Source organism: Constrictibacter sp. MBR-5 (genome assembly GCF_040549485.1).
Lineage (GTDB): Bacteria > Pseudomonadota > Alphaproteobacteria > JAJUGE01 > JAJUGE01 > Constrictibacter.
Window position 1 is genome coordinate 171,781 of record NZ_JBEPTK010000001.1, and the last position, 22,521, is coordinate 194,301.

Here is a 22,521-nt window from a genome sequence, read left to right on the forward strand (position 1 = left end):
TCACAACGATCGCGGCGAGTATTTTTCATTCTCATGACTTTTGCTGATCTCGGACTTGGCGACGGTGTCCTGCGTGCCGTAGCCGATGCGGGCTATACGCAGCCGACGCCGATCCAGGAGCAGGCGATCCCTGTCGTCCTGATGGGACGCGACGTCCTGGGGTGCGCCCAGACCGGTACCGGAAAGACGGCCGGTTTCACGTTGCCGATGATCGAGATCCTCGCTGCGGGCCGTGCACGGGCACGGATGCCGCGGTCGCTGATCATCGAGCCGACGCGCGAGTTGGCGGCCCAGGTGGCCGAGAACTTCAACGTCTATGGCAAATATCACAAGCTCTCGATGGCCCTGCTCATCGGCGGCGAATCCTTCACCGAGCAGCAGCGCCTGCTCGAGCGCGGCGTCGACGTGCTGATTGCGACGCCCGGCCGCCTGCTCGACCTGTTCGAGCGCGGCAAGATCATCCTCACCGACGTGAGGGTGCTGGTGATCGACGAGGCCGATCGCATGCTTGACATGGGCTTCATCCCGGACGTCGAGCGGATCGTGTCGCTGCTTCCGCCGCTGCGCCAGACGCTGTTCTTCTCGGCGACGATGGCGCCGGAGATCCGTCGTCTCGCCGACGCCTTCCTGTCGAACCCGAAGGAAATCTCCGTCGCACCGCCGGCCTCGCCGGCTCTCACGGTGGAGCAGCATCTCACGATCGTCCACGACGAGGACAAGCGCGAGGCGCTACGCGAACTGCTGCGCGCCGAGGATGTCCGCAACGCGATCATCTTCTGCAACCGCAAGCGCGACGTCGACATCCTGTTGAAGTCGCTGGTAAAGTACGGCTTCGACGCGGTTGCGCTGCACGGCGACATGCCGCAGCACAAGCGGACCGAGACGCTCGATCGCTATCGCACGGGCCAGGTTAGGCTGCTGGTGGCAAGCGACGTGGCGGCACGCGGCCTCGACATTGACCATGTCAGCCACGTCTTCAATTTCGACGTGCCGATCCATGCCGAGGACTATGTCCATCGCATCGGCCGCACCGGACGTGCCGGCCGCAGCGGCAAGTCGTTCACGCTCGCGAGCCCCGACGACGGCCGCTTCGTCGAGGCCATCGAGAAGATGCTCGGCCGCGCGATTACCCGCTTCGTGATCCCGGACATCGAGCCGACGGAGTTCGCGGCGGACGAGGACGGTGGGCGGCGCGGTCGCGGTCGCGGTCGCAGCCCGGCACGCGGCGCATCTTCGCCGAAGCCTGCCGCCGAGCGCTCCAGGAGCCGAGGTCGCAAGCCCGCCCAGAGCGAAATCGAGGCGCCGCTTCAGGCCTCTGTGCCGGCCCCCGTGCGAGTGGACGCGGTCGAGATCGTGCCGTCGCCGACCCCACCAGCGCATGCGCCAGCCTCCGTCGAGGTCGACGAGCAGCGCGATGCCCCCCGGCGTCGCCGTCCCGCCGCCGCGCGGCCGACACCCGCCCCTGCGCCAGCCGAGCGCGTCGAGGCCGCCAACGGCCGCGACGATCGTCGTCCGCGGCGCAGCGGTCGGCACGAGCAGGACGACGAACCCGCGCCCCTCGGACTCGGCGACCATGTTCCCGCGTTTCTGCTGAGGCCGGTGCCGATCGCCCGCGCGCGCTGAGGCGCAAGACCTCGCGACGCCCACACGGGAGCAGCGCATGAAGCCGATCTTCGTGATGATCAAGTGCGAGCTGGGCAAGGCCTACGACGTGGCCGATTCCCTCGTGCAGCAGATCGAGCAGGCGTCCGAGGTCTACTCCACCTCGGGAGACTATGATCTGCTGGTGAAGTGCTACCTGGACTCCGATGCCGACGTCGGCCGCTTCGTCACCGAACGGCTTCAGACGCTGCCCGGCATCAAGGACACGTTCACGCTGATCACCTTCAAGGCGTTCGCCTGAGCGGTCTGCCTCACTCCACCGCGATCAGGGCCGCGGCCACCCGCCGCCCCTCGGCCATCAGCACATTGAACGTGCGGCACGCCGCCCCGGTCGCCATCGGCTCCAGGACGACGCCTCCCGTGCGTAATGGCTGGCGGATGGAACGCGGTACGAGGCACATGCGCGGCCCGCATCCAAGCAGCAGCAGATCCACGTCGGCCGCAGTGATGCCGGCGAAGCTGCCCTGATCGATCTGATCGAACGCGGCAATCCGCCAGGGCTCCGTGCGGTCGGGGAAGACGATTACCGAACCCTCGTGAACCGTGCCGCTCACGCGGAAGCGGCCGGCGCCATAGCTCTCGATCACCTGACGACCCGGTGTCTTGGCCTGGGCGAGTTCCATCTCTCACGCCTCCTCAGCCGCAAACGCGGCGCAGCCAGCCGAAGGCTCAGGTGGCTTCCGGCTGGCTCGCCTCGATGGCGTCCTGCTGCGTTCCGGAACCCGTTCCCGGGCGTAGCCCCAGGTGGAGCAGCACGGGTACCGCGATCCACACCGAAGAATAGGTCCCGATGATCACGCCCCAGATCATCGCGAAGGTGAAACCACGGATCACCTCGCCGCCCAGCACGTAGAGCGCGCCCAGGGCGAGCAGCGTGGTCAGCGACGTCAGCAGCGTACGGGACAGCGTCTCGTTGATGCTCCGGTTCAGGATCTCCGTCGTCGGCAGACTCTTGTAGCGGCGGAGATTCTCGCGGACCCGGTCGAAGACCACCACGGTATCGTTGATCGAATAGCCGATGATCGTCAGCACCGCCGCGACCGTCGACAGGTTGAACTCGATCTGCGTGATCGCGAAGATTCCGACGGTCACCGTAATGTCGTGCAGCAGCGCGATCACGGCGCCGACGCCGAACTGCCACTCGAACCGGAACGACACGTAGATGAGGATCGCCAGCAGCGCGAGCCCGACGGCCATGAAGCCGGACTGGATCAGTTCCTCACCCACCTGTGGGCCGACGTACTCGACGCGCCGATACTCCACCCCCGCACCGAGTGCCTCCTTAACCCGCTCGATCGCCGCAATCTGGGCCTGCTCGTCGCCCTCCTGCTGCTGGAGCCTTATCAGGATGTCGCGGGGGCTGCCGAACTCCTGCAGGGACACGCCGCCCAACCCGAGATCGGACAGCGTTCCGCGCATTGCAGCGGTGTCTGCCGGCTCCGCCGTCCGAATCTCGATCAGCGTGCCGCCGGTGAAGTCGATGCCGAAGTTCAGTCCCTGGACGGCGAAGGCCACCACCGACACCACGATCAGCAGCGCCGAGGCCATATAGGCCAAGATCCGCTGTTCCATGAAACGGATCGTCGTACCGGGTCGAACGAACTTCATCGGTCGCATCCGGCTCTCCTCAGATCGGAAGGGTCTGCGGGCGCCGCCGACGCAGCCACAGCACCACCATCAGCCGCGTGACCCAGATGGCCGTGAACATGGACGTCACGAGGCCGATCGCCAGGGTGACGGCGAAACCGCGCACCGGACCCGACCCGAAGATGTACAGCAGCATGGCTGCGATCAGCGTCGTCAGATTCGCGTCGACGATGGTCGTCAGGGCGCGCTTGTAGCCGGCGTCCACGGCCGAGATCGGCGTGCGTCCCAGCCTCACCTCCTCGCGTATCCGCTCGAAGATCAGCACGTTCGCATCGACCGCCATGCCGATGGTGAGGACGATGCCGGCGATGCCGGGCAGCGTGAGAGTCGCCTGCAGCACCGACAGGGACGCCACGATCAGCGACATGTTGAAGAGCAGCGCGATGTCGGCCATCAGGCCGAAGAGGCCGTAGGCGAGCACCATGAAGATCACGACCAGAACCATGCCGACGATGCTGGCGATCTTGCCGGCATCGATCGAATCCTGACCGAGGCCGGGACCGACCGTCCGCTCCTCCAGGATCTTCAGCGGCGCCGGCAGCGCACCAGCCCGCAGCAGCAGCGACAGGTCCTGTGCGCCCTGCACCGTAAAGCTGCCGGAGATGATACCCTCGCCGCCGAGGATCGGCTCCCGGATCACCGGGGCGCTGATCACCCTGTTGTCGAGCACGATGGCGAGCGGCTGGCCGACATTCTCCTGCGTCGCACGGCCGAATCGGCGCGCACCCTGGGTGTCGAAGCGAAAACGCACGACCGGCTGACCATCCTGGAACGACGGCTGTGCGTCGATCAGATGCTCGCCGCTGACGATCGGGCGGCGGCGGACGACATACTCCGTCTCCTGCCCCTGTGAACTCGTTCCGGGCAGCAGAACCGACCCGGCCGGTAGGCGGCCCGCCCGTGCATCCGCCGCGGTCGCGGTTGTATCGGCCAGATGGAAGTCCATCTTCGCCGTTTCGCCGAGCAGGCTCTTGATCCGCTCCGGGTCGTCGACGCCGGGCAACTGCACGATGATGCGGTTCTCGCCCTGCCGCTGGATCGTCGGCTCCCGCGTACCGGTCTCGTCGATGCGGCGGCGGACGATCTCGATCGACTGCTGGATCGCGCTGTCGCGGATCTGTCTCTCTTCCGCCTCGGGCATGGCGACGGTGACGAGCGCGTTGTCACCGACGGTGACGTCGACCGTGCTGTCCTCGGCGCGGATCAGCCGGCGCACCTCGTCGGCCCGCTCCGGCTCCCGCAGGGTGAAGCTCACCACGCGGTTGCGCGTGCCGAGATTGGTATAGCCGATGTTCTGCGGACGCAGGGCGGCGCGAACGACGCCCTCCAGCGCCTGGACGCGGTCGCGCACGACGGCGTCGACCTCGACTTCGAGCAGCAGGTGCGAACCGCCCTGCAGGTCCAGGCCGAGATTGATCTTCTGCACCGGCAGCCAAGTCGGCAGCCCTTCCAGCGCGCGGCTCTGGAAGAAGTTCGGCGCGGCATAGATCACGCCCAGGAAGCAGATCGCGAGGATGACCCCGATCTTCCACTTGGCAAAATATAGCATGTGAGCGCCTCCGCGCGGCTGCGCTAGCCGCCCTTGCGCCCGAACAGACCGCTACCCTTCTTCGCCGGGGGCTGCTCGGCGGACGCATCCTCGACCGTCTCGGCCGGCTCATCGACCTCCGGTGCCGTCTCCTCGTCCGGCTCGGGCTCCTTCTTGGTCCGCGTCGCCGGTGCCGGTTTTGCCAGCACCTCGATGATCTGGGACCGCACGACCCGTACTCGCACGCCCTCGGCGATCTCGACCTGGACCTCCGCGTCGTTCACGACCTTGGAGACCGTGCCGATGATGCCGCCCGCAGTAACGACACGGTCGTTGCGGCGCAGATTGCTGACCAACTCGCGATGCTGCTTGACCTTCTTCTGCTGCGGCCGGATCAGCAGGAAATAGAAGACCGCAAAGATCAGGATCAGGGGCAGGAAGGCCGCGATGTCGAATGCACCCCCGCCGCCGGCAGCCTGCGCATAGGCCGGTGAGATCAACATTTTCGCTCCAAAAGCTCCGCCGCGAAGAGGGCGGGACTATACAGACTGGTCCACCGCATGCAACTGCGGCGGACCGGCGCGGAAGGCGGAACTCAGCGGTTGGAGAAGCGCGGCTGCCGCTTCTCGGCGAACGCCGCCATGCCTTCCTTCTGATCCTCGGTCGCGAAGGTCGAGTGGAACAGGCGCCGCTCGAACCGCACGCCTTCCGCCAGCGTCGTCTCGTAGGCCCGGTTCACGGACTCCTTCGCGATCATCACCGAAGGGCGCGACTTGGCGGCGATCGCCTCCGCGGTCTTCATCGCCTCGTCGATCAGGTCTGCCGCCGGCACGACCCGGCTGACGAGCCCGGAACGCTCGGCCTCGGCCGCGTCCATCATGCGGCCCGTGAGGACCATTTCCATGGCCTTCGACTTTCCGACGAAGCGCGGCAGGCGCTGTGTGCCGCCGGCCCCCGGAATGGTGCCGAGATTGATCTCGGGCTGGCCGAACTTGGCATTGTCCGCCGCGAGGATGAAATCGCACATCATCGCCAGTTCGCACCCGCCGCCGAGCGCATAGCCTGAAACCGCCGCAATTACAGGCTTGCGGCAGCGTGTCACCCGCTCCCAGCCCTTCGTGATGAAATCTTCCAGGTAAACGTCCATGTAGGACTTCGACTGCATCTCCTTGATGTCGGCCCCGGCGGCGAACGCCTTCTCGCTGCCGGTGATCACCACCGCGCCGATGTCGTCGTCGTCCTCGAACGCATCGAGGGCTGCAGCCACGTCGGCCACGAGCGCGCCGTTCAGCGCGTTCAGCGCCTTGGGGCGATTCAGGGTGATCAGCCCGACCGCGCCGCGCTTGTCCACGATGATATTGTCGTAAGGCATGAGGGCTCTCGTCTCCTCGGAATGGGCGGGCGTTGGGGCGCGGCGTTTTCGCCGTCAGCCGGGTGTCAGGAAGAAGCGCACCTGGCGCGTACGTCGGTCGTCGCGGATCTCGATCTGCAGCGTTTCCTGGCTGCGCTTGAACAGCAGGCCGCCGAAGCCGCCGACAGGCTGCCAGCCGAGTTCGGGCAGGGTCGCATCGTAGAAGGAGCGGATATCGGCGACCGCCGGCCTGCCGCCTGCGATCGTCTCGACGATCCGGCCGGTCGGCTTCTCGAACAGCACGCCGGCCGTAGCGTCGACGGCGAGCCCCGGCATCAGCGGCAGGTCTTCGAAGCCGTCGACGAATCCGACCTCGTTCGCACGGCTCTCGGCTGCGGCACCGAGAAGGCCGGACGTGCCGAGAAGAAGCGCCAGAAGGACGACCGTGATGTGCGTGCGCCTTTGCATCGCCACACAGTACATCATCATCGCTGACGCTTCACGCAGAAGAACGTCGATCGCCCCGACTGGACCAGACGGTTGATGCCGCCAGTCACGCGCCGATCGCAGTTGCAGGCCGGACATGCCTCTCCCTCCCGCCCATAGACGGCCCAGCTGTGCTGGAAATATCCCAGCTCGCCTGACGTCTGCACATAGTCGCGCAGGGACGACCCGCCCGCCGCGATCGCATCCTCCAGCACCGAACGAATGGCTTCGGCGAGGCGCGCCGCCCGTGCGCCCGTCACGGTGCCCGCGATGCGCGTCGGCGACAGCCGCGCCCGGAACAACGCCTCGCAGGCGTAGATGTTGCCCAGGCCGGCGATCAGGCGCTGGTCCAGCAACGCGGCCTTCAGCGGTGCCAGCCTGCCGGCGAACAGGCCCGCCAGCACCGGTCCGGTCAGCGGCGCGACATCGGCGCCCACCGGCTCCAGGCCGAGCCCGGCGAGCCGCGGGTGCGCATCCAACCCCGCCTTGGGGAAGAGATCCATGAAGCCGAACCGGCGCGCATCAATGTAGCGGACATGTTGGCCGTCGTCGGTCTCGATCGTCACATGCTCGTGCAGGCCGACCTCGTTGAGAGACCCGGAGCCGAGCACCATGCGCCCCGCCATGCCGAGATGCGTCATCCAGATCGCGCCGTCGTCCAGTTCGGCGAGGATGTACTTCGCCCTGCGGCCGATCGTCACCACGCGCCGCCCCTGCAGGCGCTCGGCGAAGCGTTCGGGAAAGGCGAAGCGCAGGTCCGGCCGGCGCACGGTCACGCGCACCAGCCGGCGGCCGACCAGTGCGGCACGCAGTCCGCGGCAAACGGTCTCGACTTCGGGCAATTCGGGCATGGGCGCCAAGCTAGCGCGAACGGGTGCCGCGCGCTATGTTCCGGCCCATGTCAAACACCGCCGATACCGCGCGGCAGCCGGCATCCGGCACCCAGGACCCCGCGATGGACGAGCCCGTATCGTTCGGCTTCCGCTCCGTCCCGGCGGCGGGCAAGGCCTCCATGGTCCGCGGCGTCTTCGATAGCGTCGCGCCGCGCTACGACCTGATGAACGACCTGATGAGCATGGGCGTCCACCGCTTGTGGAAATCGGTGCTCGTCGACACGCTCGATCCGCAGCCCGGCATGACGATCCTCGACGTCGGCGGGGGAACCGGCGACATCGCGTTCCGCATCATCGACCGGATCGGCTCGCGGCAGGCGACGGTCCCAGGCGATATCGTCGTCTGCGACGTCAACGCGGAGATGCTGTCGGTCGGCCGCGACCGCGCCGTCGACCGCGGCCTCGTGGGCCGGCCCGGCTGGGCCGGCGGCGATGCGGAGCGCCTGCCCTTTCCCGATCGCTGCGCCGACGCCTGCACGATCGCCTTCGCTCTGCGCAACGTGACCCACATCGACCGTGCGCTGGCCGAGATGTACCGGGTGCTGAAGCCCGGCGGCCGGATGCTCTGCCTGGAGTTTTCGCGCGTCGCCGTGCCCCTGTTGGCGGAAGCCTACGAGACCTATTCCTTTAAGGTCCTCCCGATCCTCGGCAAGGTCGTGGCGGGCGACCGCGAGGCGTACCAGTATCTGGTGGAGAGCATCCGGCGGTTCCCGCCCCAGGAAGACCTCGCGGGACGCATGCGCGCCACCGGCTTCGAGCGGGTGACTTGGCGGAACCTGTCGGGCGGCATCGTCGCCCTCCATTCCGGATGGCGCCTCTGATCGGGGTGCGCGTGTCCCGGACAGCCGCATGATCGCCGGCCTGCGCAATCTCGCCCGCCTGATCGTCATCGCCCGGACGCTGTCGCGCCATGACGCCCTCTTCCCGCTCGCCCTCCTCTCCGGCACGCCGCGCGTCGGATGGCTGGCGCGCCGGCTGGGGCGTGAGCGAACGGCCGGAACGCGACGGCGGGGCGAGCGGCTCGCCGATGCGCTCCAGGAACTGGGCCCGACATTCATCAAGCTGGGGCAGGCCCTGTCGACGCGCCCCGACCTCCTCGGCGCCGACGTCGCCGAGGATTTGTCCCGCCTGCAGGACAGGCTGACCCCTTTCGACGGCGACACTGCCATGAGCGTCGTCGCCCGCGAACTGGGACGGCCGGTGGAGACGCTGTTCTCCACCTTCGATCCAAACGCCGTAGCGGCGGCCTCGATCGCCCAGGTCCATCGCGCGGTGACGACGGAAGGCGAGGTCGTGGCGGTGAAGGTGCTGCGGCCCGGCGTGGAAGCCGGCTTCGCCCGCGATCTCTCGCTCTTTCTCTGGCTCGCCCGACTGACGGAGCGGCTGGACCGCGGAATGCGCCGCCTTCGGCCCGTGGAGGCGGTCGAGACCTTCGCCGACAGCGTGCGCAGCGAAATGGACCTGCGCCTCGAGGCGGCCGCCGCTTCGGAACTGCGCGAGAACTTCATCGACGTGCCCTGGTTCCGCGTGCCCGAGGTGGACTGGCAGCGCACGGCCCGCGGCGTCATGACCCTGGAATGGATCGACGGCATTCCCGTCGACGAGAAGGAGCGGCTGATCGCGGCGGGGCACGATGTCCGCACCATCCTCAGCCACGCCGCAAATTCCTTCTTCACCCAGGTCTTCCGCGACGGCTTCTTCCACGCCGACATGCATGCCGGCAACGCCTTCATCGCCGCCGACGGCACCCTGGTGGTGATCGACTTCGGCATCATGGGCCGGCTCGACCGCAGCACCCGAGACCATCTGGCGGACATGCTGATCGGCTTCGTCATGCGCGACTACGACCTGGTCGCCGACGTCCATTTCCGCGCCGGCTGGATCCCGCGCCACCAGTCGCCCGCATCCTTCGCCCAGGCGGTCCGCTCGATCGCCGAGCCGATCATGGAGCGGCCGCTGAACGAAATCTCGATCGGCCGTCTTCTGGCTCAGCTGTTCGAGGTCACCGAACGGTTCGACATGCAGGCGCAGCCGCAGCTGCTCCTCCTGCAGAAGACGATGCTGATGGCCGAGGGCATGGGTCGCCAGCTCGACCCGACGATCAACATGTGGACGCTCTCGCGGCCGCTGATCGAGGACTGGCTGCGCGAGAACCGCGGCCCGGAGGCGCGGATGCGCCGCTTCGCGGCCGAATTCGTCGCCAACGTCGTCCGCCTGCCCGAACTGCTCGACAAGATGGAGACGGCGGCGGACCGGATCGCCGAGGCGGAGGCCGACCGGGAGCAACGATCCGTGCGGGCACGACCGCGGTTCTGGCCGTGGCTCGCAGCGCTCGTCTTCCTAGCGGTGGCTCTCGCGGCGGTCTGAGCGTCAACGAAAAAGGGCGCCCCGAACGGGACGCCCTTCCTTCGATGGCCGTGAGGCCAGGCGATCAGCGCTTCGAGAACTGGAAGCTGCGGCGCGCCTTGGCCTTGCCGTACTTCTTGCGCTCGACGACGCGCGGGTCGCGGGTCATGAAGCCCGCGCTCTTCAGCGCCGGACGCAGCGGCGGCTCGTAGCAGATCAGCGCGCGGCTGATGCCGAGACGGACCGCACCGGCCTGACCCGACAGGCCGCCACCGGCGACCGTGCACCAGACATCATACTGGTTGGCGCGGTTCGTGGTCACGAACGGGGCCAGCAGAACCTGACGCAGGTTCGGGCGGGCGAAGTAGTTCTCGCCGTCGCGGCCGTTGACCGTGATCTTGCCGCTGCCCGGCTTGATCCAGACGCGGGCGACCGCGTTCTTGCGGCGACCGGTGCCGTAGGACCGGCCCTGCGCATCGATCTTCGGTTCGCGGGGCGCGTCGTCCGTCTCGACCGGCGTGCTGCCTCCGAGCGCGGACTTCAGATCGGCGAGCGAATGTGCATCCGCAGCCATGCTCAGAAGCTCCTCTTGTTCTTCACGTTCATCGCACCGACGTCCAGCGCCTCGGGCTGCTGGGCGCCATGCGGGTGCTCCGCGCCGGCATAGACGTGCAGCTTGCGCATGACGTCGCGGCCGAGGGGGCCGCGCGGCACCATGCGCTCCACCGCCTTCTCGATGATCCGCTCCGGGAACCGGCCCGACAGGATCTGCTGCGCCGAGCGCTCCTTGATCCCGCCCGGATGACCGGTGTGGTGATAGTACATCTTGTCGGTGATCTTGTTGCCGGTCAGGCGAACCTTCTCGGCATTCACGATCACGACATGGTCGCCGCAATCCATGTGCGGCGTGAACATCGGCTTGTGCTTGCCGCGCAGGCGCATCGCGACGATCGTCGCGAGCCTGCCGAGCACAAGGTCTTCGGCGTCGATCAGGCACCATTTGTGCTCGATGTCCGCCGGCTTGGCTGAATAGGTCTTCATGTGTCCGTCCGCTGGCCTCACGCCATCCCGTGTGGCGGCGGGATATAGGGGGGTGCACCAAAGGCGTCAACAACAATCGATTTTTCGTTTTAAAACAGCCACTTGATATGAACTACCATTTTACCGCGATATCAAGCCTCTGACGGCATTGCGTAAGTGACGGATGCCTGGGCGACGGGGTCGGCGACGCCCTCGCTGTAGAGCAGCACGTCGCCGAAGGCGAGCCGCCGGCCCATGCGGAGCAGCCTTCCCTCCGCCACCACGGCCGCCGCGGCGGGGCGGCGCAGGAAGGCCATGTTGAGATGCGTCGTCACCGCCAGTTCGACCGCCCCGGCCCGGCTCATGACCAGGCCGTACATCGTGATGTCCGCCAGAGCCATCAGCACCGGACCGGAGACCGTGCCGCCGGGCCGCAGGAAATCCGGGTCGAACGGCGCCCGGATACGCACGAAGCCATCCTCCAGCCGCTCGACCTCGGGCCGCAGGATCCGGGTCATCGGCACGGCCTCGCGGACGAGCGCCTGGAACGCGGCGGCGGTAACGGCAGCGATGGCGGCGGCTGGCATGGCTTTCCCTTGGTCGGTTGGCGCGGACGGGCCTATCTTCCACCCCAGCGACCGTGATCGGAAGCACCGCGAGGCCAGTCATGAACCACCTGCCCAACGCCGAGCCGCTGCTGCTGCGCGACGACCGCGACGGCATCGTCACCCTGACGCTGAACCGGCCCAAGGCGTTCAACACGCTGTCGCGCGCGCTGATGACGGATCTCCAGACCGCCTTGGATACCATCGCCGAGGACCCTGAGGCCCGCGTCGTGGTGATCGCCGGCAGCGGCCCCGCCTTCTGCGCCGGCCACGACCTGCGCGAGATGCGCGCCGATCCCAGCCGCGCGGCGCAGCAAGCGCTGTTCGACCAGTGCAGCCGCCTGATGCTGACGCTCACCCGCATGCCGCAGCCGGTGATCGCGCGCGTCCACGGTCCGGCCGCCGCCGCCGGCTGTCAGCTGGTCGCGACCTGCGATCTCGCCGTCGCCTCCGATGCCGCGAAGTTCGGCACCCCCGGCGTGAAGCTCGGCCTGTTCTGCTCGACCCCGATGGTGGCGCTGACGCGCGCCGTCGGCCGCAAGGAGGCCATGCGCCTGCTCGTCACCGGCGACATCGTCGATGCAGCGACCGCACAGAGCATCGGGCTTGTGAACGAGATCGTCGCGCCCGATGCGCTCGACGACGCCGTCGCCGCGCTGGCCGGAAAGATCGCTGCCCATTCCGGCACCGTGGTGGCCATCGGCAAGACGGCCTTCTACCGCCAGATTGAGCTCGGCCTGGAGGAAGCCTATGCCTATGCGAGCGGCGTCATGGTCGAGAACATGATGAAGCAGGATGCGGCCGAGGGCATCGACGCCTTCCTGGAGAAGCGTCCGCCCGTCTGGCGCAACGGCTGAATGGCATAACGGCCGGCGCGCCGCCGACTGGAGGAGAGCGCCATGGCGTGGAACTTGCTGGCCTTGCTGACCCGCCCCCGCCGCCGCGAGGCCAGATCCGCGCCATGCTGACCATCACGCCAGAGCCGCTGACGAAGGAAGCCTTCGCTCCCTATGGCGACGTACTGGAGGCGCCCGTCGAGAAAGGGCGCCTCTATTACGAGGAGGCCCTGGGTAACGGCCGACCGGACGCCTGGCCCAGCCTGTTCCTCTCCTGCGCCCTCCCCGTCGCCGACTTGCCGCTCGACGCGACGATCATGGAGCGTCACGAATTCTCCTCGCAGACCTTCGTGCCCCTCGCGCCGACCCGCTGGGTCGTCATGGTGGCGCCGCACGCCGCCGACGGCGGCCCGGACATGCGCCGCGCCCGGGCCTTCCTGCCCGCGCCCGGCCAGGGCATCACCTACCGTATGAACGTCTGGCACCATCCGAACACGGTGTTCGGCGCCCGGGCGCCGTTCGCCGTCTTCATGTGGCGCGACGGCGGCAAGGGCGACGAGGAGTTCTTCACCCTGCCCGAGCCCGTGCGCATCGCCGGATGAGGAGAATGCGATGACCTACGACCGCGACCTCATCGGCTACGCGAACGATCCGCCGGACCCGAAATGGCCGGACGGCGCCCGCATCGCGATCAACTTCGTGATGAACTACGAGGAGGGCTCCGAACCCTCCGTGCAGGACGGCGAGGGCTATACAGAACGGGCGCTCACCGAGGCCGGCACCGCCGATCCCGGCGTCGTCGGCCGCGACCTCGCCGGCGAGGGCCTGTTCGCCTACGGCTCGCGCGTCGGCTTCTGGCGGCTGATGCGCCTGTTCCAGGAGCGCGGCCTGCCGATGACGATCTTCGGCTGCGCCCTCGCCCTCGAACGCAACCCGCCCGCGGCCGCGGCCATCAAGGCCTCCGGCTTCGACATCTGCTGCCACGGCTGGCGCTGGGTGCCGCACTACAAGCTGACCGAGGCCGAGGAGCGCGACCACATCCGGCGCGCGATCGCCTCGTTCGAGAACATGATGGGCGAGCGCCCGCTCGGCTGGTACTGCCGCTACGGGCCGTCCGTGAACACCCGGAAGCTGGTCGTCGCGGAGGGTGGCTTCCTCTACGACTCGGACGCCTACGACGACGAACTGCCCTACTGGGTGAAGGTCGACGGCAAGCCGCACCTCGTCGTGCCCTACAGCATCACCAACAACGACGCGCAGTTCGGCCGCGGCAAGTTCGCCACGGGGGACGACTTCTTCACCTTCTGCCGCGACGCGTTCGACATGCTCTACGCCGAGGGCCGGACCCAGCCGAAGATGATGTCGGTCGGCCTGCACATGCGGATGATCGGCCACCCGGCCCGCGCTGCCGGCCTCGCGCGCTTCCTGGATTACGTCCAGATGCACGCCGGCGTCTGGGTGACGCGCCGCATCGACATCGCCCGGCACTGGATGGAGCATCACCCCTACCAGGGGTGACGCCCCTGCCCGTGCCCGATCAACCGAGCTTCGGCTCGAGGTCGACGCTGTAGAGCGTGTCGCCCTTCAGGTCCTTCAGCATGACGGTCATCACCTCGGTGCGGCCGTCGATCCTGGTCTCGCCGAAGAACTGCAGGCCGGCGGTCGGCGGAGTGTTGGCCTTGCCGTCCGGATGCTTCGTGTAGACGACCTGCGGCCCGAACGTGTCGTCCATCTTGCCGGGCCCGAACGAACCCGCGTTCAGCGGGCCGCTGACGAACTCCCAGAAGGGTTCGAAGTCGGTGAACTGCGCCTTGCCGGGATCGTAATAGTGCGCGGCCGTGTAGTGCACGTCCGCCGTGAACCACACCGTGTTGCGGATGCCGTTCTGCTTGATGAAGCGCAGCAGGTCGGCGATCTCGTGCTCGCGGCCGAGCACCGGGCCGTCGCCGTTGGCGATCGCCTCGAAGGCCTCCTTGCCGTCCGCGACGACGATGCCTATCGGCATGTCGGCGGCGATCGCCTTCCAGGTGGCGCGCGAGGCGAGCAGCTGCTGCTTCAGCCAGCGGATCTGGTCCGCGCCCATGAACGCCGTCTCGGCCCCCGCGACCGGCTGGCGGTTGCCGCTGTTGGCGGCGCGATAGGTGCGCATGTCGAGGAAGAAGACGTCGAGCAGCGGCCCGTAGCTGATCGCGCGATATATGCGATCGGGATCGGTCGGCTCCTCGCGGATCGGCATGTACTCGCTGAACGCGCGCCGCGCGCGGGCCGAGAGCAGCGAGGCGCTCTTCTCGGTATAGCGGTCGTCGAGCATCTCGCCCGGATACCAGTTGTTCGTCGTCTCGTGGTCGTCCCACTGCGCGAACATCGGCACCTCGGCCGCCAGCCGGCGGACGTTGGCGTCCATCAGATTGTAGCGGAAGTTGCCGCGGAACTCCGCCAGGGTCTCGGCGACCTTCGACTTCTCCTCGATCGTCACGTTCTTCCAGAGCGTGCCGTCGGGCAGCTTCACCTCGGCCTGGATCGGGCCGTCGGCATAGATCGTGTCGCCCGAGTGGATGAAGAAGTCGGGCTCCGACTTCCGCATCACCTCGTAGATCTTCATGCCGCCCCAATCCTCGTTGATGCCCCAGCCCTGGCCGGCGGTGTCGCCGGACCAGACGAAGGCGACGTCGCGGGCATGGCCCGGGGCGGTGCGGAAGCGGCCGACCGCGGCCTCGCTGACGATGCCGGGCTCGGCCAGGTCTTCGAACTGCACGCGATAGAAGATCGTCTGCCCCGGCGGCAGGTCACGCAGGTCGACCTTCGCCGTGAAGTCGGTGACGTCGAGCGCGGCCGGGCCGACCACCCGCCGGGGGTTCTTGAACGACTCCGTCGTGGAGTATTCGACGATCATCCGCGCCGGCCTGTCCGTGCGGCTCCAGACGATGCCGCGATCCATGCCAACATCGCCGCTCTGCACCCCGTTCGGGATCGTCGGCCGGACCTTGTCCGAAGTGATCGACGCCGGCGCCGCAAGGCCGGAGCGTGCCAGGAGGCCGGAGGCGGCAAGCCCGCCGCCGATCAATGCGGTCCGCCCCATGAACAGGCGTCGAGTCAGCGGCTGGACAAGGTTGGTGCGGCGCATGATGTCTCCTGGCACAGGCTCGGCTTCTCGGCCCCGGACCCTAGCGCCGCCGCGTGTCGCGGCGGTGACTCGGCTGTTGCAGCCTCATGACGCGCACAGCAGTACGCGCCACGTTTCCGCCGGTGGACGGTCCCGCTATCATGCGCCGCGACGCACTGCCGGAGAACATGCCGATGCCCGAGACGCCCGCCCCCTGCCGCATCGCGATGGTGATCTTCCCGCGCATGACGCAGCTCGACCTGACCGGCCCGTTCGAGGTGCTGGCGCGGATGCCGGGCGCCAAGGTCGACCTGCTCTGGCACCATATCGAGCCGGTGAAGGACGCCCAGGGCCTGACCTTCACGCCGACCGCGACCTTCTCCACCTACGGCACGCCGGACATCCTGTTCATCCCCGGCGGTCCCGGGGTCCTGGAAGCGATGCAGGACGAGTATCTGATCGCCTTCGTCCGCTCGGCCGGCGAAGGGGCGTCGCTCGTCACGTCGGTCTGCACCGGCTCTCTCGTCCTCGGCGCCGCCGGCCTGCTGAAGGGCAAGCGCGCGACGACGCACTGGGGCGCCATCGAACAGCTCGCCCTGCTCGGCGCGATTCCGACGCCCGAGCGCGTCGTCGTCGACGGCAACACCGTCACCGGGGCCGGCGTCACCTCGGGCATCGATTTCGGCCTCGCCGTCGTCGCCAAGCTGCACGGCGAGGAGAAGGCGCGTGAGATCCAGCTCCAGATCGAATACGACCCGCACCCGCCCTACGACAGCGGCTCGGTCCGCAGCGCCAGCCCCGAACTCGTCGCGCGCCTGAAACGCCGCAGCGCCGGCATCACCGAACAACGCCGCGCCGCCGCCGAACGCATCGGCCGAACACTGGGCGCCCCCGGCTCCGCCCGTTAAGCAAGGCACCGGCCCTTTAGCTGCTTAGACGCGGATCAGGTTGTTTCGGGCAGCGGCGCGTCGCTACAGCGGCTAGCCGTCGCGCGACGCCATTGCGCCGCGACGGGGCTCCGTTCGGGGAGTGAGACCCCGTTCGGCCAAGCGACGGCGGCGGCGGCGCCACTGGACGGTGCCGAAGATCATGGCGATCGCCAGGATGATGGGCCCGCCGAAGATCGCGAAGCCCCATAAAGCTGCAAAGAACTGTTCCATATCCCGCTCGGATGCTGCGAACCTTGCGCTCGCAACACGCAGGGTCCCTCCCGGTTCCGTATAAGAGAGAGGCTACAGATGGAGTCAGCCAGGATCGCCGCCGCGGTGTCGGCACGGCGCCCGCTCGCGGAAGGCTTTTTCGACACGCTGCGCGCCAAAACGTTTGACGGTGTCGGCATCACGCGTGCCTCGTACGGGCCGGGCGAGCAATTCGCGCACGAACTGCTGCGTGCACGGGCGGCGGAGCTGGGGCTCGAGACGGCGACCGATGCGGCCGGCAACAGCTACGTGACCCTCCCCGGCCGCGACCGGTCGGCGAAGCGGACGGTGATCGGCTCTCACCTCGATTCGGTGGCGCAGGGCGGCAATTTCGACGGGGCCGCCGGGGTGATCGCCGGCGTGACCGCGATCGTTGCACTGGCCGACGCCGGCTGGTGCCCCGAGGCCGACGTCTCGGTCATGGGCATCCGCGCCGAGGAGAGCGCCTGGTTCGGCGTGTCCTATATCGGCAGCCGCTCCGCCCTGGGCACCCTGCCCCACGGCGCGCTCGACGATGCGCGCCGCGCGGACACGGGCCGAACCCTCGCCGACCATATGGCCGAACTTGGCTGCGATCCAGAGACGGTGCGCAGCGGACCACCTCATCTCGACACCTCATCGCTCGCAGCCTACCTGGAACTGCACATCGAGCAGGGACCGGTACTGGAAGACCAGGAGATTCCGGTCGGCATCGTCACCGGCATCCGCGGCAATCTGCGCGTGCCCGCTGCACGCTGCGTCGGCGAATACTCCCATTGCGGCGGGGTGCCGCGCAGCCACCGGCGCGACGCGGCGATTGCCGTGTCGGAACTGGTGATGGGCCTCGACCGGATCTGGGACGCGTGCGAGGCGCGCGGCCAGGACTTCGCCTTCACCGTCGGCAAGATGGCGACCGACGCGCAGCGCCACGCGATGACCATCATCGCCGGCCAGGTCGACTTCAGCGTCGACATGCGCAGCCTCGACATCGCCTTCCTGGACGAGATGGAGGCGCGCATCCAGGAGATGGCGCTGGAGATCGCCGAAAAGCGCCGGGTGCGCTTCGACCTGGGCCGTTTCACGCGCGCCGCACCCGGCATCCTCGACGAGGGCATCAAGGCGCGGCTGCGCGAAGGCGTCGCCGCGCTCGCCATCCCTTCGATGGACATCCCCTCCGGCGCCTCGCACGACGCGGCGGCGTTCGCTGCCGCCGGGGTGCCGACGGCGATGATCTTCGTGCGCAACGCCAACGGCAGCCACAATCCGGACGAGGCGATGGAGATCGCCGACTTCATGAAGGGCGTCGAACTGCTCGCCTGGTACCTAGCCAATCCGGTCTGACCGCCGCGGGAGTGGACGGAGACGGGTGCGGCGCGTCATCTTCGGCGGCGATCAAGACCACGGACCGGGAGAGAAGCATGCCGCGCGTCGCCGTTCTCGACGACTATCAGAACGTCGCCCTGAAGATGGCGGACTGGTCCGCCATCCCCGCAGGCTACGACGTCACCGTCTTCGACGACCATGTCTCAGAGCCCGAGGCCCTGGTGCGCCGTCTCGCCGACTTCGAGGTGGTCTGCATCATGCGCGAGCGCACGCCGTTCCCGCGCGCCGTCTTCGCGGCATTGCCGAAGCTGAAGCTCCTGGTCACCACCGGCGGCCGCAACCTCTCGGTCGACGTCGCTGCGGCGACCGCCCAAGGCGTCACGGTCTGCGGCACCCGCGGCACCACGCCGCCGACGCCGGAACTCGCGATGGGACTGATCCTGTCGCTCGCGCGCAACATCCCGTTCGAGCACCGCGCCATGCAGGAAGGCCGCTGGCAGACGACGATCGGGCGCAGCCTGCACGGCGCGACCCTCGGCCTGCTCGGCGTCGGGCGCCTCGGCGGCTATGTGGCTAAGCTCGGCAAGGCCTTCGGCATGGAAGCGATCGGCTGGAGCCAGAACCTCACCGATGAGAAGGCGGCGGAGCATGGCGTGAAGCGGGTTGAGCGCGACGCGCTGTTCGCACAGTCCGACTTCCTCAGCATCCACCTGGTCCTGGGCGACCGGTCGCGCGGCCTCGTCGGCGCCGACGACCTCGCCCGGATGAAGCCCACCGCCTTCCTGGTCAACACCTCGCGCGGCCCCATCGTGCAGCAGGAGGCGCTGCTCGCCGCGCTGCGCGAGCGGCGGATCGCTGGCGCCGGCCTCGACGTCTACGACGTGGAGCCGCTGCCCGCGGATCACCCGCTGCGCAGCCTCGATAATGTCGTGCTGACACCGCATCTCGGCTACGTCACCGACGACACCTACCGCTTCTTCTACAGGGACACCGTCGAATGCATCGCCGCTTGGGCGAAGGGTGAGCCGGTCAGAGTCATCACGGCCTGATACCGTCAAGAGCGCCCCGGAACCTGCGGTCTGGCGCCGCGTTGGTGCCAGGCCGCGTGCGTCGTTCCCTCCCCCTATAGCGAGAACCCAAGTGCCGGATCGGCGCGCCGTCCTGATCGTCAATCGCAATGCGCGCTCAGGCGCCGAAGCGTATGAGGCCGTCGTCGCGGCTCTCGACGAGGTCGGCATCGAGGCCGTGCCGCCGAAGGGCGAGGCGACCGACGACAGCATCGCGATGGCCGCCGCCAACGCCGACATGCTGATCCTCGGCGGCGGCGACGGCACGCTGAACCATTTCGCCGAAGCGGCCGTCGCAACGGGCCTGCCGGTCGGCATCCTGCCGCTCGGCACGGCCAACGATCTGGCCCGCACGCTGGGGATACCGGCGGATCCGGCCACCGCCTGCGCGATCATCGCGGCCGGCGAGACCCGCCGGATCGATCTCGGCGAGGTCAACGGCAAGCTCTTCTTCAACGTCGCGAGCATCGGCCTGAGCGTCGAGGTCGCGACCCGGATGACCAAGCAGTTCAAGAAGCGCTGGGGCGTCTTCAGCTATCCCTTCGCCGCCGCCGATGCATGGCGCGCGATGCGCAGCTTCCGCGCCCGGATCACCGCGGACGGCAGCCAGCAGGTCCTGCGCTCGATCCAGCTCGCCGTCGGTAACGGCCGCTACTATGGCGGCGGCATGTCCGTCTCCGAAGACGCCGCGATCGACGACGGCCTGCTCGACCTCTACTGCATGGAGCCGCGACCGCTGGCGCGGATGGCCGCACTCCTCCCGGCCTTCCGGGCCGGCCGGCACCGAGCGAACGAGGCCGTCCACTGCCTTCGTGCCCCCGAGATTAAGGTAGAGACGAGCCGCCCGATGCGGGTCAACACCGACGGCGAGTTGACCACCGTGACGCCGGCGACCTTCCGAGTCGTGCGTCACGCGCTGGAAGTGTTCGTGCCGCGACCGCCAGAGGATCGCTCCGAGGCGGGCTGATACGACACGGGCTGTTCACCAGCCCCCGCCGCCACCGCCACCGCCCCCACCGCCGCTGGAGCCGCCGCCGCCGGAACCGGAGCTGGACTGGGTTGTCGCACTGCCGACAGCCGAGGAGATCGAGCCGCCGATCGCCGAGATGCCCGCGGCATCGAAGCTCCGGCCGCCATACCAGATGGGCCGGTACGTCTCCTGCCCGGTGCGCTGCGCCTGTCGCAGCGCCTCGGCGAACTGCTCCGCCCACTGCGTCTCGACGTCGAGCGCTATGGCGTAGGGGAGGAAGCGTTCGAACAGCTCCGGCGTGATCGGACTGCCGTGGTGGAATCGCAGGCGCTCGGCCTCGGCCACGGAGAGGTAGAGCAGCATGCCTTCGATCTCGTCGAGCGCGTCCCTGCCGATCGCCGTCGGCGCCCTGAGCAGACGAAAGAACAGGATGTTGAGCCCGAGCGCGGCGACCAGAAAGACGGCGGCAGCCGGGCCGACGGCTTGGCTCAGGGCGAAGACTCCAAAGAGCCAGCCGCCGACGAATGGCATGGCGAAAGCCGTGCCGAACAGCGCGCCGAACACGTGTCCGAACCCCGCTCCACCGAGCGCCAGCCGCCACTGGCGGACTAAGAAGACCAGCAGCCACCCGGTGCCGACCGACCAGCCGGCCAGCCAGACCGACAGGAACAACGTCTCGAAGAGGGTCGGTGCCGATGCCGCGACGGCCAGCCAGCCGAGGACCGTAAGACCCGCACCGACCATGAAGTACGGGCGGTTGTGGCGGAAGAAGGTCGTGTCGAACGTCTTGTCGAAGTGACCCTTCAGCGCCCGCCGAGCCGCGATCAGTGTCTTGCGCGACTCCCTGTCGAGGGCGACGCGACTGCCGGTCGCAAAGAGCGTCCGACGCAATGCATCCTCTCCCGGCGAGGCCGGCTGGCTGCTCGTGTCCCGCCGCTCCACCGTGGGTGTGCCGTCGCCGTCGCGGATGACGAGATATCCCTTGACCGCGAGGCTGACCAGGGCGGCCGCGAGGCAGCGATCATCATAGCCCATCCGCCGGATGTAGCGCATCGCGGCCGGGGGCAGTGTCGGCGCGTAGACCGGGATGATCGGCCCGCCTCGAGGATCGCGGCCGACGCGATGCCAGACCAGCAGGTAGTACACCAGGACGAGCCCCAGGACGGCCAGGGCGACGAGGGATTGCCGGCTGTCAGTCAGGAACCAGCGCCAGCGCTCCGCTGCGGTCGGTTCGGCCACGTAGCCTTTCGCCCAGCCCACCGCCACGGTCAAGCCTTCGCCCGGTGCCAGTTGCCGGGTCGCCGTCACGAGGATCTCGCCGGCGGCACCGCTCGCGATCTCCACTGCCTGCTCGGTGTCGCCGCGGGCGCCGGTATAGCCGGCGACCTGCAGGACCGGCGCCCGCGGCGGAGGCATGACCCTCACCCGCGCGTTCTCGATGCGGAAAGCCCAGTCGTTGCCGGTGACGTTCCAGTAGATTTCGTCGAACCCGTCGAAGAAGCGAACCTGTCGGGCGACGGTGTAGACCAGTTCGTATGTATGGACGCCCGGCTGCAGAAGCCTGTCCGGGTCGCCGACATAGATCCGGATGCCGTCGCCGGCGGCTTCCTGGCTGTGGGGCTCGGCCTTGCCGTCGCGGCGCACGGCGACGAGGTCGAAAGCCGGCTGCGAGCGACCGAGCAGGCTCTCCTGCACCAGCGGCAGGTCGCGGTAGATGCCGCGCCGGATCTCCCGGCCGAGTGCCACGACCGTGATCCGCTCGGTGACGGTCGTCAGGCCGTCCGCCGCGACCTGCACCGTGACGTCGTAGTCGGTGATCCGCTCATGGTCGAGGCGCGTCTGCGCGACGGCAAGTCCAACGCCCAGCAGCAGCGCGACCAGCGCAACGACCAGATATCGCATCGACGTCAGGGAAACGCGACGCGCGGCGGCTCAGCGGCCTCAGGCGTATCCAGTTCGAAGAAGTCCGCCGTACGGAAGGAGAACTGTTTGGCGACCAGACTACTCGGAAACTGCTCGATCGTCACGTTCAGCTCGCGCACGTTGCCGTTATAGAAGCGGCGGGCCGACTGGATGCGATTCTCGGTGTCGGCGATATCGTGCTGCAGCACCAGGAAGTTCTGGTTCGCCTTGAGGTCGGGATAGGCCTCCGCGACGGCGAGCAGGCTGCGCAACGCCCCCTGGAGCAGGTTTTCCGCCTTCGCCTGCTCGGCCGGGGATCCCTGCGACGAGACCGCGGCGGCACGTGCTGCCGTCACGGCGTCCAGCGTGCTGCGCTCGTGCTGCATATACCCTTTCACCGTCTCGACCAGGTTCGGAATGAGATCGTAGCGGCGCTTCATCTGCACCTGGATATCGCTCCAGGCTTCTTCAACGCGCCGCGAGAGGCTGACGAGCTTGTTGTAGACGGCGATGAAGTAGCCGCCGACGAGAGCGACCGCTCCCAGGAGGATCAACCATTCCATGCGCGGTCCGCCTGCCCCCTTCTTCCGATATCAGCCTATAG

25 protein-coding genes are annotated in these 22,521 nt (G+C 68.2%); 11 read left to right on the plus strand and 14 right to left on the minus strand.

What is annotated here, in order from left to right; genetic code table 11:
- Nucleotides 1-33 precede the first annotated feature (33 nt).
- Nucleotides 34-1,623, plus strand: coding sequence for a DEAD/DEAH box helicase (locus ABIE65_RS00815; RefSeq protein ID WP_354074908.1), 1,590 nt, complete (start codon nt 34-36; stop codon nt 1,621-1,623).
- A 37-nt stretch (nt 1,624-1,660) separates the two neighbouring features.
- Nucleotides 1,661-1,903, plus strand: a complete 243-nt coding sequence (locus ABIE65_RS00820) for an Lrp/AsnC ligand binding domain-containing protein (protein ID WP_354074909.1) — start codon at nt 1,661-1,663, stop codon at nt 1,901-1,903.
- Nucleotides 1,904-1,913: 10 nt separating this feature from the next.
- On the opposite strand, the gene ABIE65_RS00825 is transcribed toward ABIE65_RS00820, so the two are convergent.
- The 7 genes from ABIE65_RS00825 to mutM all read right to left on the minus strand — a co-directional run bounded on the left by ABIE65_RS00825 (nt 1,914) and on the right by mutM (nt 7,525).
- On the minus strand, nt 1,914-2,285 hold the full coding sequence (locus ABIE65_RS00825; RefSeq protein WP_354074910.1) for an Mth938-like domain-containing protein: 372 nt from the start codon (nt 2,283-2,285) through the stop codon (nt 1,914-1,916).
- A gap of 46 nt (nt 2,286-2,331) precedes the next feature.
- Nucleotides 2,332-3,270, minus strand: coding sequence for a protein translocase subunit SecF (gene secF, locus ABIE65_RS00830; protein WP_354074911.1), 939 nt, complete (start codon nt 3,268-3,270; stop codon nt 2,332-2,334).
- 19 nt (nt 3,271-3,289) lie between these two features.
- Entirely contained in the window at nt 3,290-4,858 is a 1,569-nt protein-coding gene (secD, locus tag ABIE65_RS00835; protein ID WP_354074912.1) for a protein translocase subunit SecD, read from the minus strand.
- A gap of 23 nt (nt 4,859-4,881) precedes the next feature.
- Entirely contained in the window at nt 4,882-5,340 is a 459-nt protein-coding gene (gene yajC / locus ABIE65_RS00840) for a preprotein translocase subunit YajC (protein WP_354074913.1), read from the minus strand.
- A 92-nt stretch (nt 5,341-5,432) separates the two neighbouring features.
- Nucleotides 5,433-6,209 (minus strand): enoyl-CoA hydratase, encoded by a 777-nt coding sequence (locus ABIE65_RS00845; RefSeq protein WP_354074914.1) that lies wholly within the window; start codon nt 6,207-6,209, stop codon nt 5,433-5,435.
- A gap of 54 nt (nt 6,210-6,263) precedes the next feature.
- Complete coding sequence (locus tag ABIE65_RS00850; protein ID WP_354074915.1) at nt 6,264-6,677, minus strand: hypothetical protein; 414 nt, start codon at nt 6,675-6,677, stop codon at nt 6,264-6,266.
- The gene (gene mutM, locus ABIE65_RS00855) at nt 6,674-7,525 is read right to left on the minus strand and encodes a bifunctional DNA-formamidopyrimidine glycosylase/DNA-(apurinic or apyrimidinic site) lyase (RefSeq protein WP_354074916.1); all 852 of its coding nucleotides are present in this window, start codon (nt 7,523-7,525) and stop codon (nt 6,674-6,676) included. The genes ABIE65_RS00850 and mutM overlap by 4 nt, the downstream gene beginning before the upstream one ends.
- A 104-nt stretch (nt 7,526-7,629) precedes the next feature.
- Between mutM and ABIE65_RS00860 the strand changes: the two genes are divergently transcribed.
- Entirely contained in the window at nt 7,630-8,388 is a 759-nt protein-coding gene (locus ABIE65_RS00860; protein ID WP_354074917.1) for a class I SAM-dependent methyltransferase, read from the plus strand.
- A 28-nt stretch (nt 8,389-8,416) separates the two neighbouring features.
- On the plus strand, nt 8,417-9,934 hold the full coding sequence (ubiB, locus tag ABIE65_RS00865; RefSeq protein WP_354074918.1) for a 2-polyprenylphenol 6-hydroxylase: 1,518 nt from the start codon (nt 8,417-8,419) through the stop codon (nt 9,932-9,934).
- Nucleotides 9,935-9,998: 64 nt separating this feature from the next.
- On the opposite strand, the gene rpsI is transcribed toward ubiB, so the two are convergent.
- The 3 genes from rpsI to ABIE65_RS00880 all read right to left on the minus strand — a co-directional run bounded on the left by rpsI (nt 9,999) and on the right by ABIE65_RS00880 (nt 11,520).
- Nucleotides 9,999-10,487, minus strand: a complete 489-nt coding sequence (gene rpsI / locus ABIE65_RS00870; RefSeq protein WP_354074919.1) for a 30S ribosomal protein S9 — start codon at nt 10,485-10,487, stop codon at nt 9,999-10,001.
- A gap of 2 nt (nt 10,488-10,489) precedes the next feature.
- Nucleotides 10,490-10,954: a 50S ribosomal protein L13 gene (rplM, locus tag ABIE65_RS00875; RefSeq protein WP_354074920.1), complete on the minus strand. Its 465-nt coding sequence runs from the start codon at nt 10,952-10,954 to the stop codon at nt 10,490-10,492.
- Nucleotides 10,955-11,085: 131 nt separating this feature from the next.
- The gene (locus ABIE65_RS00880) at nt 11,086-11,520 is read right to left on the minus strand and encodes a PaaI family thioesterase (RefSeq protein ID WP_354074921.1); all 435 of its coding nucleotides are present in this window, start codon (nt 11,518-11,520) and stop codon (nt 11,086-11,088) included.
- Between the two features lie 80 nt (nt 11,521-11,600).
- Between ABIE65_RS00880 and ABIE65_RS00885 the strand changes: the two genes are divergently transcribed.
- From ABIE65_RS00885 to ABIE65_RS00895, 3 genes are all read left to right on the plus strand, one after another.
- A complete protein-coding gene (locus ABIE65_RS00885; RefSeq protein WP_354074922.1) occupies nt 11,601-12,395 on the plus strand; it encodes an enoyl-CoA hydratase in 795 nt (264 codons plus the stop codon).
- A 104-nt stretch (nt 12,396-12,499) separates the two neighbouring features.
- Complete coding sequence (locus ABIE65_RS00890) at nt 12,500-12,976, plus strand: ureidoglycolate lyase (RefSeq protein WP_354074923.1); 477 nt, start codon at nt 12,500-12,502, stop codon at nt 12,974-12,976.
- 10 nt (nt 12,977-12,986) lie between these two features.
- Nucleotides 12,987-13,892 carry an allantoinase PuuE gene (locus ABIE65_RS00895; protein ID WP_354074924.1) on the plus strand — a complete coding sequence of 302 codons (906 nt, stop codon included), beginning with the start codon at nt 12,987-12,989 and terminating at the stop codon, nt 13,890-13,892.
- A 19-nt stretch (nt 13,893-13,911) separates the two neighbouring features.
- Here the strand turns inward: ABIE65_RS00895 and ABIE65_RS00900 are convergent, their stop codons facing one another.
- Nucleotides 13,912-15,498: an alkaline phosphatase D family protein gene (locus ABIE65_RS00900; RefSeq protein WP_354074925.1), complete on the minus strand. Its 1,587-nt coding sequence runs from the start codon at nt 15,496-15,498 to the stop codon at nt 13,912-13,914.
- A gap of 140 nt (nt 15,499-15,638) precedes the next feature.
- On the opposite strand from ABIE65_RS00900, the gene ABIE65_RS00905 reads away from it, so the two are divergent.
- Nucleotides 15,639-16,385: a DJ-1/PfpI family protein gene (locus ABIE65_RS00905; RefSeq protein ID WP_354074926.1), complete on the plus strand. Its 747-nt coding sequence runs from the start codon at nt 15,639-15,641 to the stop codon at nt 16,383-16,385.
- Nucleotides 16,386-16,457: 72 nt separating this feature from the next.
- Here the strand turns inward: ABIE65_RS00905 and ABIE65_RS00910 are convergent, their stop codons facing one another.
- A complete protein-coding gene (locus tag ABIE65_RS00910; RefSeq protein ID WP_354074927.1) occupies nt 16,458-16,637 on the minus strand; it encodes a hypothetical protein in 180 nt (59 codons plus the stop codon).
- A gap of 78 nt (nt 16,638-16,715) precedes the next feature.
- Here ABIE65_RS00910 and ABIE65_RS00915 point away from each other — a divergent pair, with 78 nt between their 5' ends.
- The 3 genes from ABIE65_RS00915 to ABIE65_RS00925 all read left to right on the plus strand — a co-directional run bounded on the left by ABIE65_RS00915 (nt 16,716) and on the right by ABIE65_RS00925 (nt 20,012).
- A complete protein-coding gene (locus tag ABIE65_RS00915; protein WP_354074928.1) occupies nt 16,716-17,996 on the plus strand; it encodes a hydantoinase/carbamoylase family amidase in 1,281 nt (426 codons plus the stop codon).
- 77 nt (nt 17,997-18,073) lie between these two features.
- On the plus strand, nt 18,074-19,027 hold the full coding sequence (locus ABIE65_RS00920) for a D-2-hydroxyacid dehydrogenase family protein (RefSeq protein ID WP_354074929.1): 954 nt from the start codon (nt 18,074-18,076) through the stop codon (nt 19,025-19,027).
- A gap of 91 nt (nt 19,028-19,118) precedes the next feature.
- Nucleotides 19,119-20,012, plus strand: coding sequence for a lipid kinase (locus ABIE65_RS00925; protein ID WP_354074930.1), 894 nt, complete (start codon nt 19,119-19,121; stop codon nt 20,010-20,012).
- A gap of 15 nt (nt 20,013-20,027) precedes the next feature.
- On the opposite strand, the gene ABIE65_RS00930 is transcribed toward ABIE65_RS00925, so the two are convergent.
- Both ABIE65_RS00930 and ABIE65_RS00935 read right to left on the minus strand, forming a co-directional pair.
- On the minus strand, nt 20,028-21,917 hold the full coding sequence (locus ABIE65_RS00930; protein WP_354074931.1) for a DUF2207 domain-containing protein: 1,890 nt from the start codon (nt 21,915-21,917) through the stop codon (nt 20,028-20,030).
- A 5-nt stretch (nt 21,918-21,922) separates the two neighbouring features.
- Nucleotides 21,923-22,480 carry a LemA family protein gene (locus ABIE65_RS00935; RefSeq protein ID WP_354074932.1) on the minus strand — a complete coding sequence of 186 codons (558 nt, stop codon included), beginning with the start codon at nt 22,478-22,480 and terminating at the stop codon, nt 21,923-21,925.
- Nucleotides 22,481-22,521: the final 41 nt, after the last annotated feature.

Coding starts and splice junctions, on each gene's coding strand:
- ABIE65_RS00815 (WP_354074908.1), top strand. CDS start 34: ATGACTTTTGCTGATCTCGGACTTGGCGACGGTGTCCTGCGTGCCGTA.
- ABIE65_RS00820 (WP_354074909.1), top strand. CDS start 1,661: ATGAAGCCGATCTTCGTGATGATCAAGTGCGAGCTGGGCAAGGCCTAC.
- ABIE65_RS00825 (WP_354074910.1), bottom strand. CDS start 2,285: ATGGAACTCGCCCAGGCCAAGACACCGGGTCGTCAGGTGATCGAGAGC.
- secF (WP_354074911.1), bottom strand. CDS start 3,270: ATGAAGTTCGTTCGACCCGGTACGACGATCCGTTTCATGGAACAGCGG.
- secD (WP_354074912.1), bottom strand. CDS start 4,858: ATGCTATATTTTGCCAAGTGGAAGATCGGGGTCATCCTCGCGATCTGC.
- yajC (WP_354074913.1), bottom strand. CDS start 5,340: ATGTTGATCTCACCGGCCTATGCGCAGGCTGCCGGCGGCGGGGGTGCA.
- ABIE65_RS00845 (WP_354074914.1), bottom strand. CDS start 6,209: ATGCCTTACGACAATATCATCGTGGACAAGCGCGGCGCGGTCGGGCTG.
- ABIE65_RS00850 (WP_354074915.1), bottom strand. CDS start 6,677: ATGATGATGTACTGTGTGGCGATGCAAAGGCGCACGCACATCACGGTC.
- mutM (WP_354074916.1), bottom strand. CDS start 7,525: ATGCCCGAATTGCCCGAAGTCGAGACCGTTTGCCGCGGACTGCGTGCC.
- ABIE65_RS00860 (WP_354074917.1), top strand. CDS start 7,630: ATGGACGAGCCCGTATCGTTCGGCTTCCGCTCCGTCCCGGCGGCGGGC.
- ubiB (WP_354074918.1), top strand. CDS start 8,417: ATGATCGCCGGCCTGCGCAATCTCGCCCGCCTGATCGTCATCGCCCGG.
- rpsI (WP_354074919.1), bottom strand. CDS start 10,487: ATGGCTGCGGATGCACATTCGCTCGCCGATCTGAAGTCCGCGCTCGGA.
- rplM (WP_354074920.1), bottom strand. CDS start 10,954: ATGAAGACCTATTCAGCCAAGCCGGCGGACATCGAGCACAAATGGTGC.
- ABIE65_RS00880 (WP_354074921.1), bottom strand. CDS start 11,520: ATGCCAGCCGCCGCCATCGCTGCCGTTACCGCCGCCGCGTTCCAGGCG.
- ABIE65_RS00885 (WP_354074922.1), top strand. CDS start 11,601: ATGAACCACCTGCCCAACGCCGAGCCGCTGCTGCTGCGCGACGACCGC.
- ABIE65_RS00890 (WP_354074923.1), top strand. CDS start 12,500: ATGCTGACCATCACGCCAGAGCCGCTGACGAAGGAAGCCTTCGCTCCC.
- ABIE65_RS00895 (WP_354074924.1), top strand. CDS start 12,987: ATGACCTACGACCGCGACCTCATCGGCTACGCGAACGATCCGCCGGAC.
- ABIE65_RS00900 (WP_354074925.1), bottom strand. CDS start 15,498: ATGCGCCGCACCAACCTTGTCCAGCCGCTGACTCGACGCCTGTTCATG.
- ABIE65_RS00905 (WP_354074926.1), top strand. CDS start 15,639: ATGCGCCGCGACGCACTGCCGGAGAACATGCCGATGCCCGAGACGCCC.
- ABIE65_RS00910 (WP_354074927.1), bottom strand. CDS start 16,637: ATGGAACAGTTCTTTGCAGCTTTATGGGGCTTCGCGATCTTCGGCGGG.
- ABIE65_RS00915 (WP_354074928.1), top strand. CDS start 16,716: ATGGAGTCAGCCAGGATCGCCGCCGCGGTGTCGGCACGGCGCCCGCTC.
- ABIE65_RS00920 (WP_354074929.1), top strand. CDS start 18,074: ATGCCGCGCGTCGCCGTTCTCGACGACTATCAGAACGTCGCCCTGAAG.
- ABIE65_RS00930 (WP_354074931.1), bottom strand. CDS start 21,917: ATGCGATATCTGGTCGTTGCGCTGGTCGCGCTGCTGCTGGGCGTTGGA.
- ABIE65_RS00935 (WP_354074932.1), bottom strand. CDS start 22,480: ATGGAATGGTTGATCCTCCTGGGAGCGGTCGCTCTCGTCGGCGGCTAC.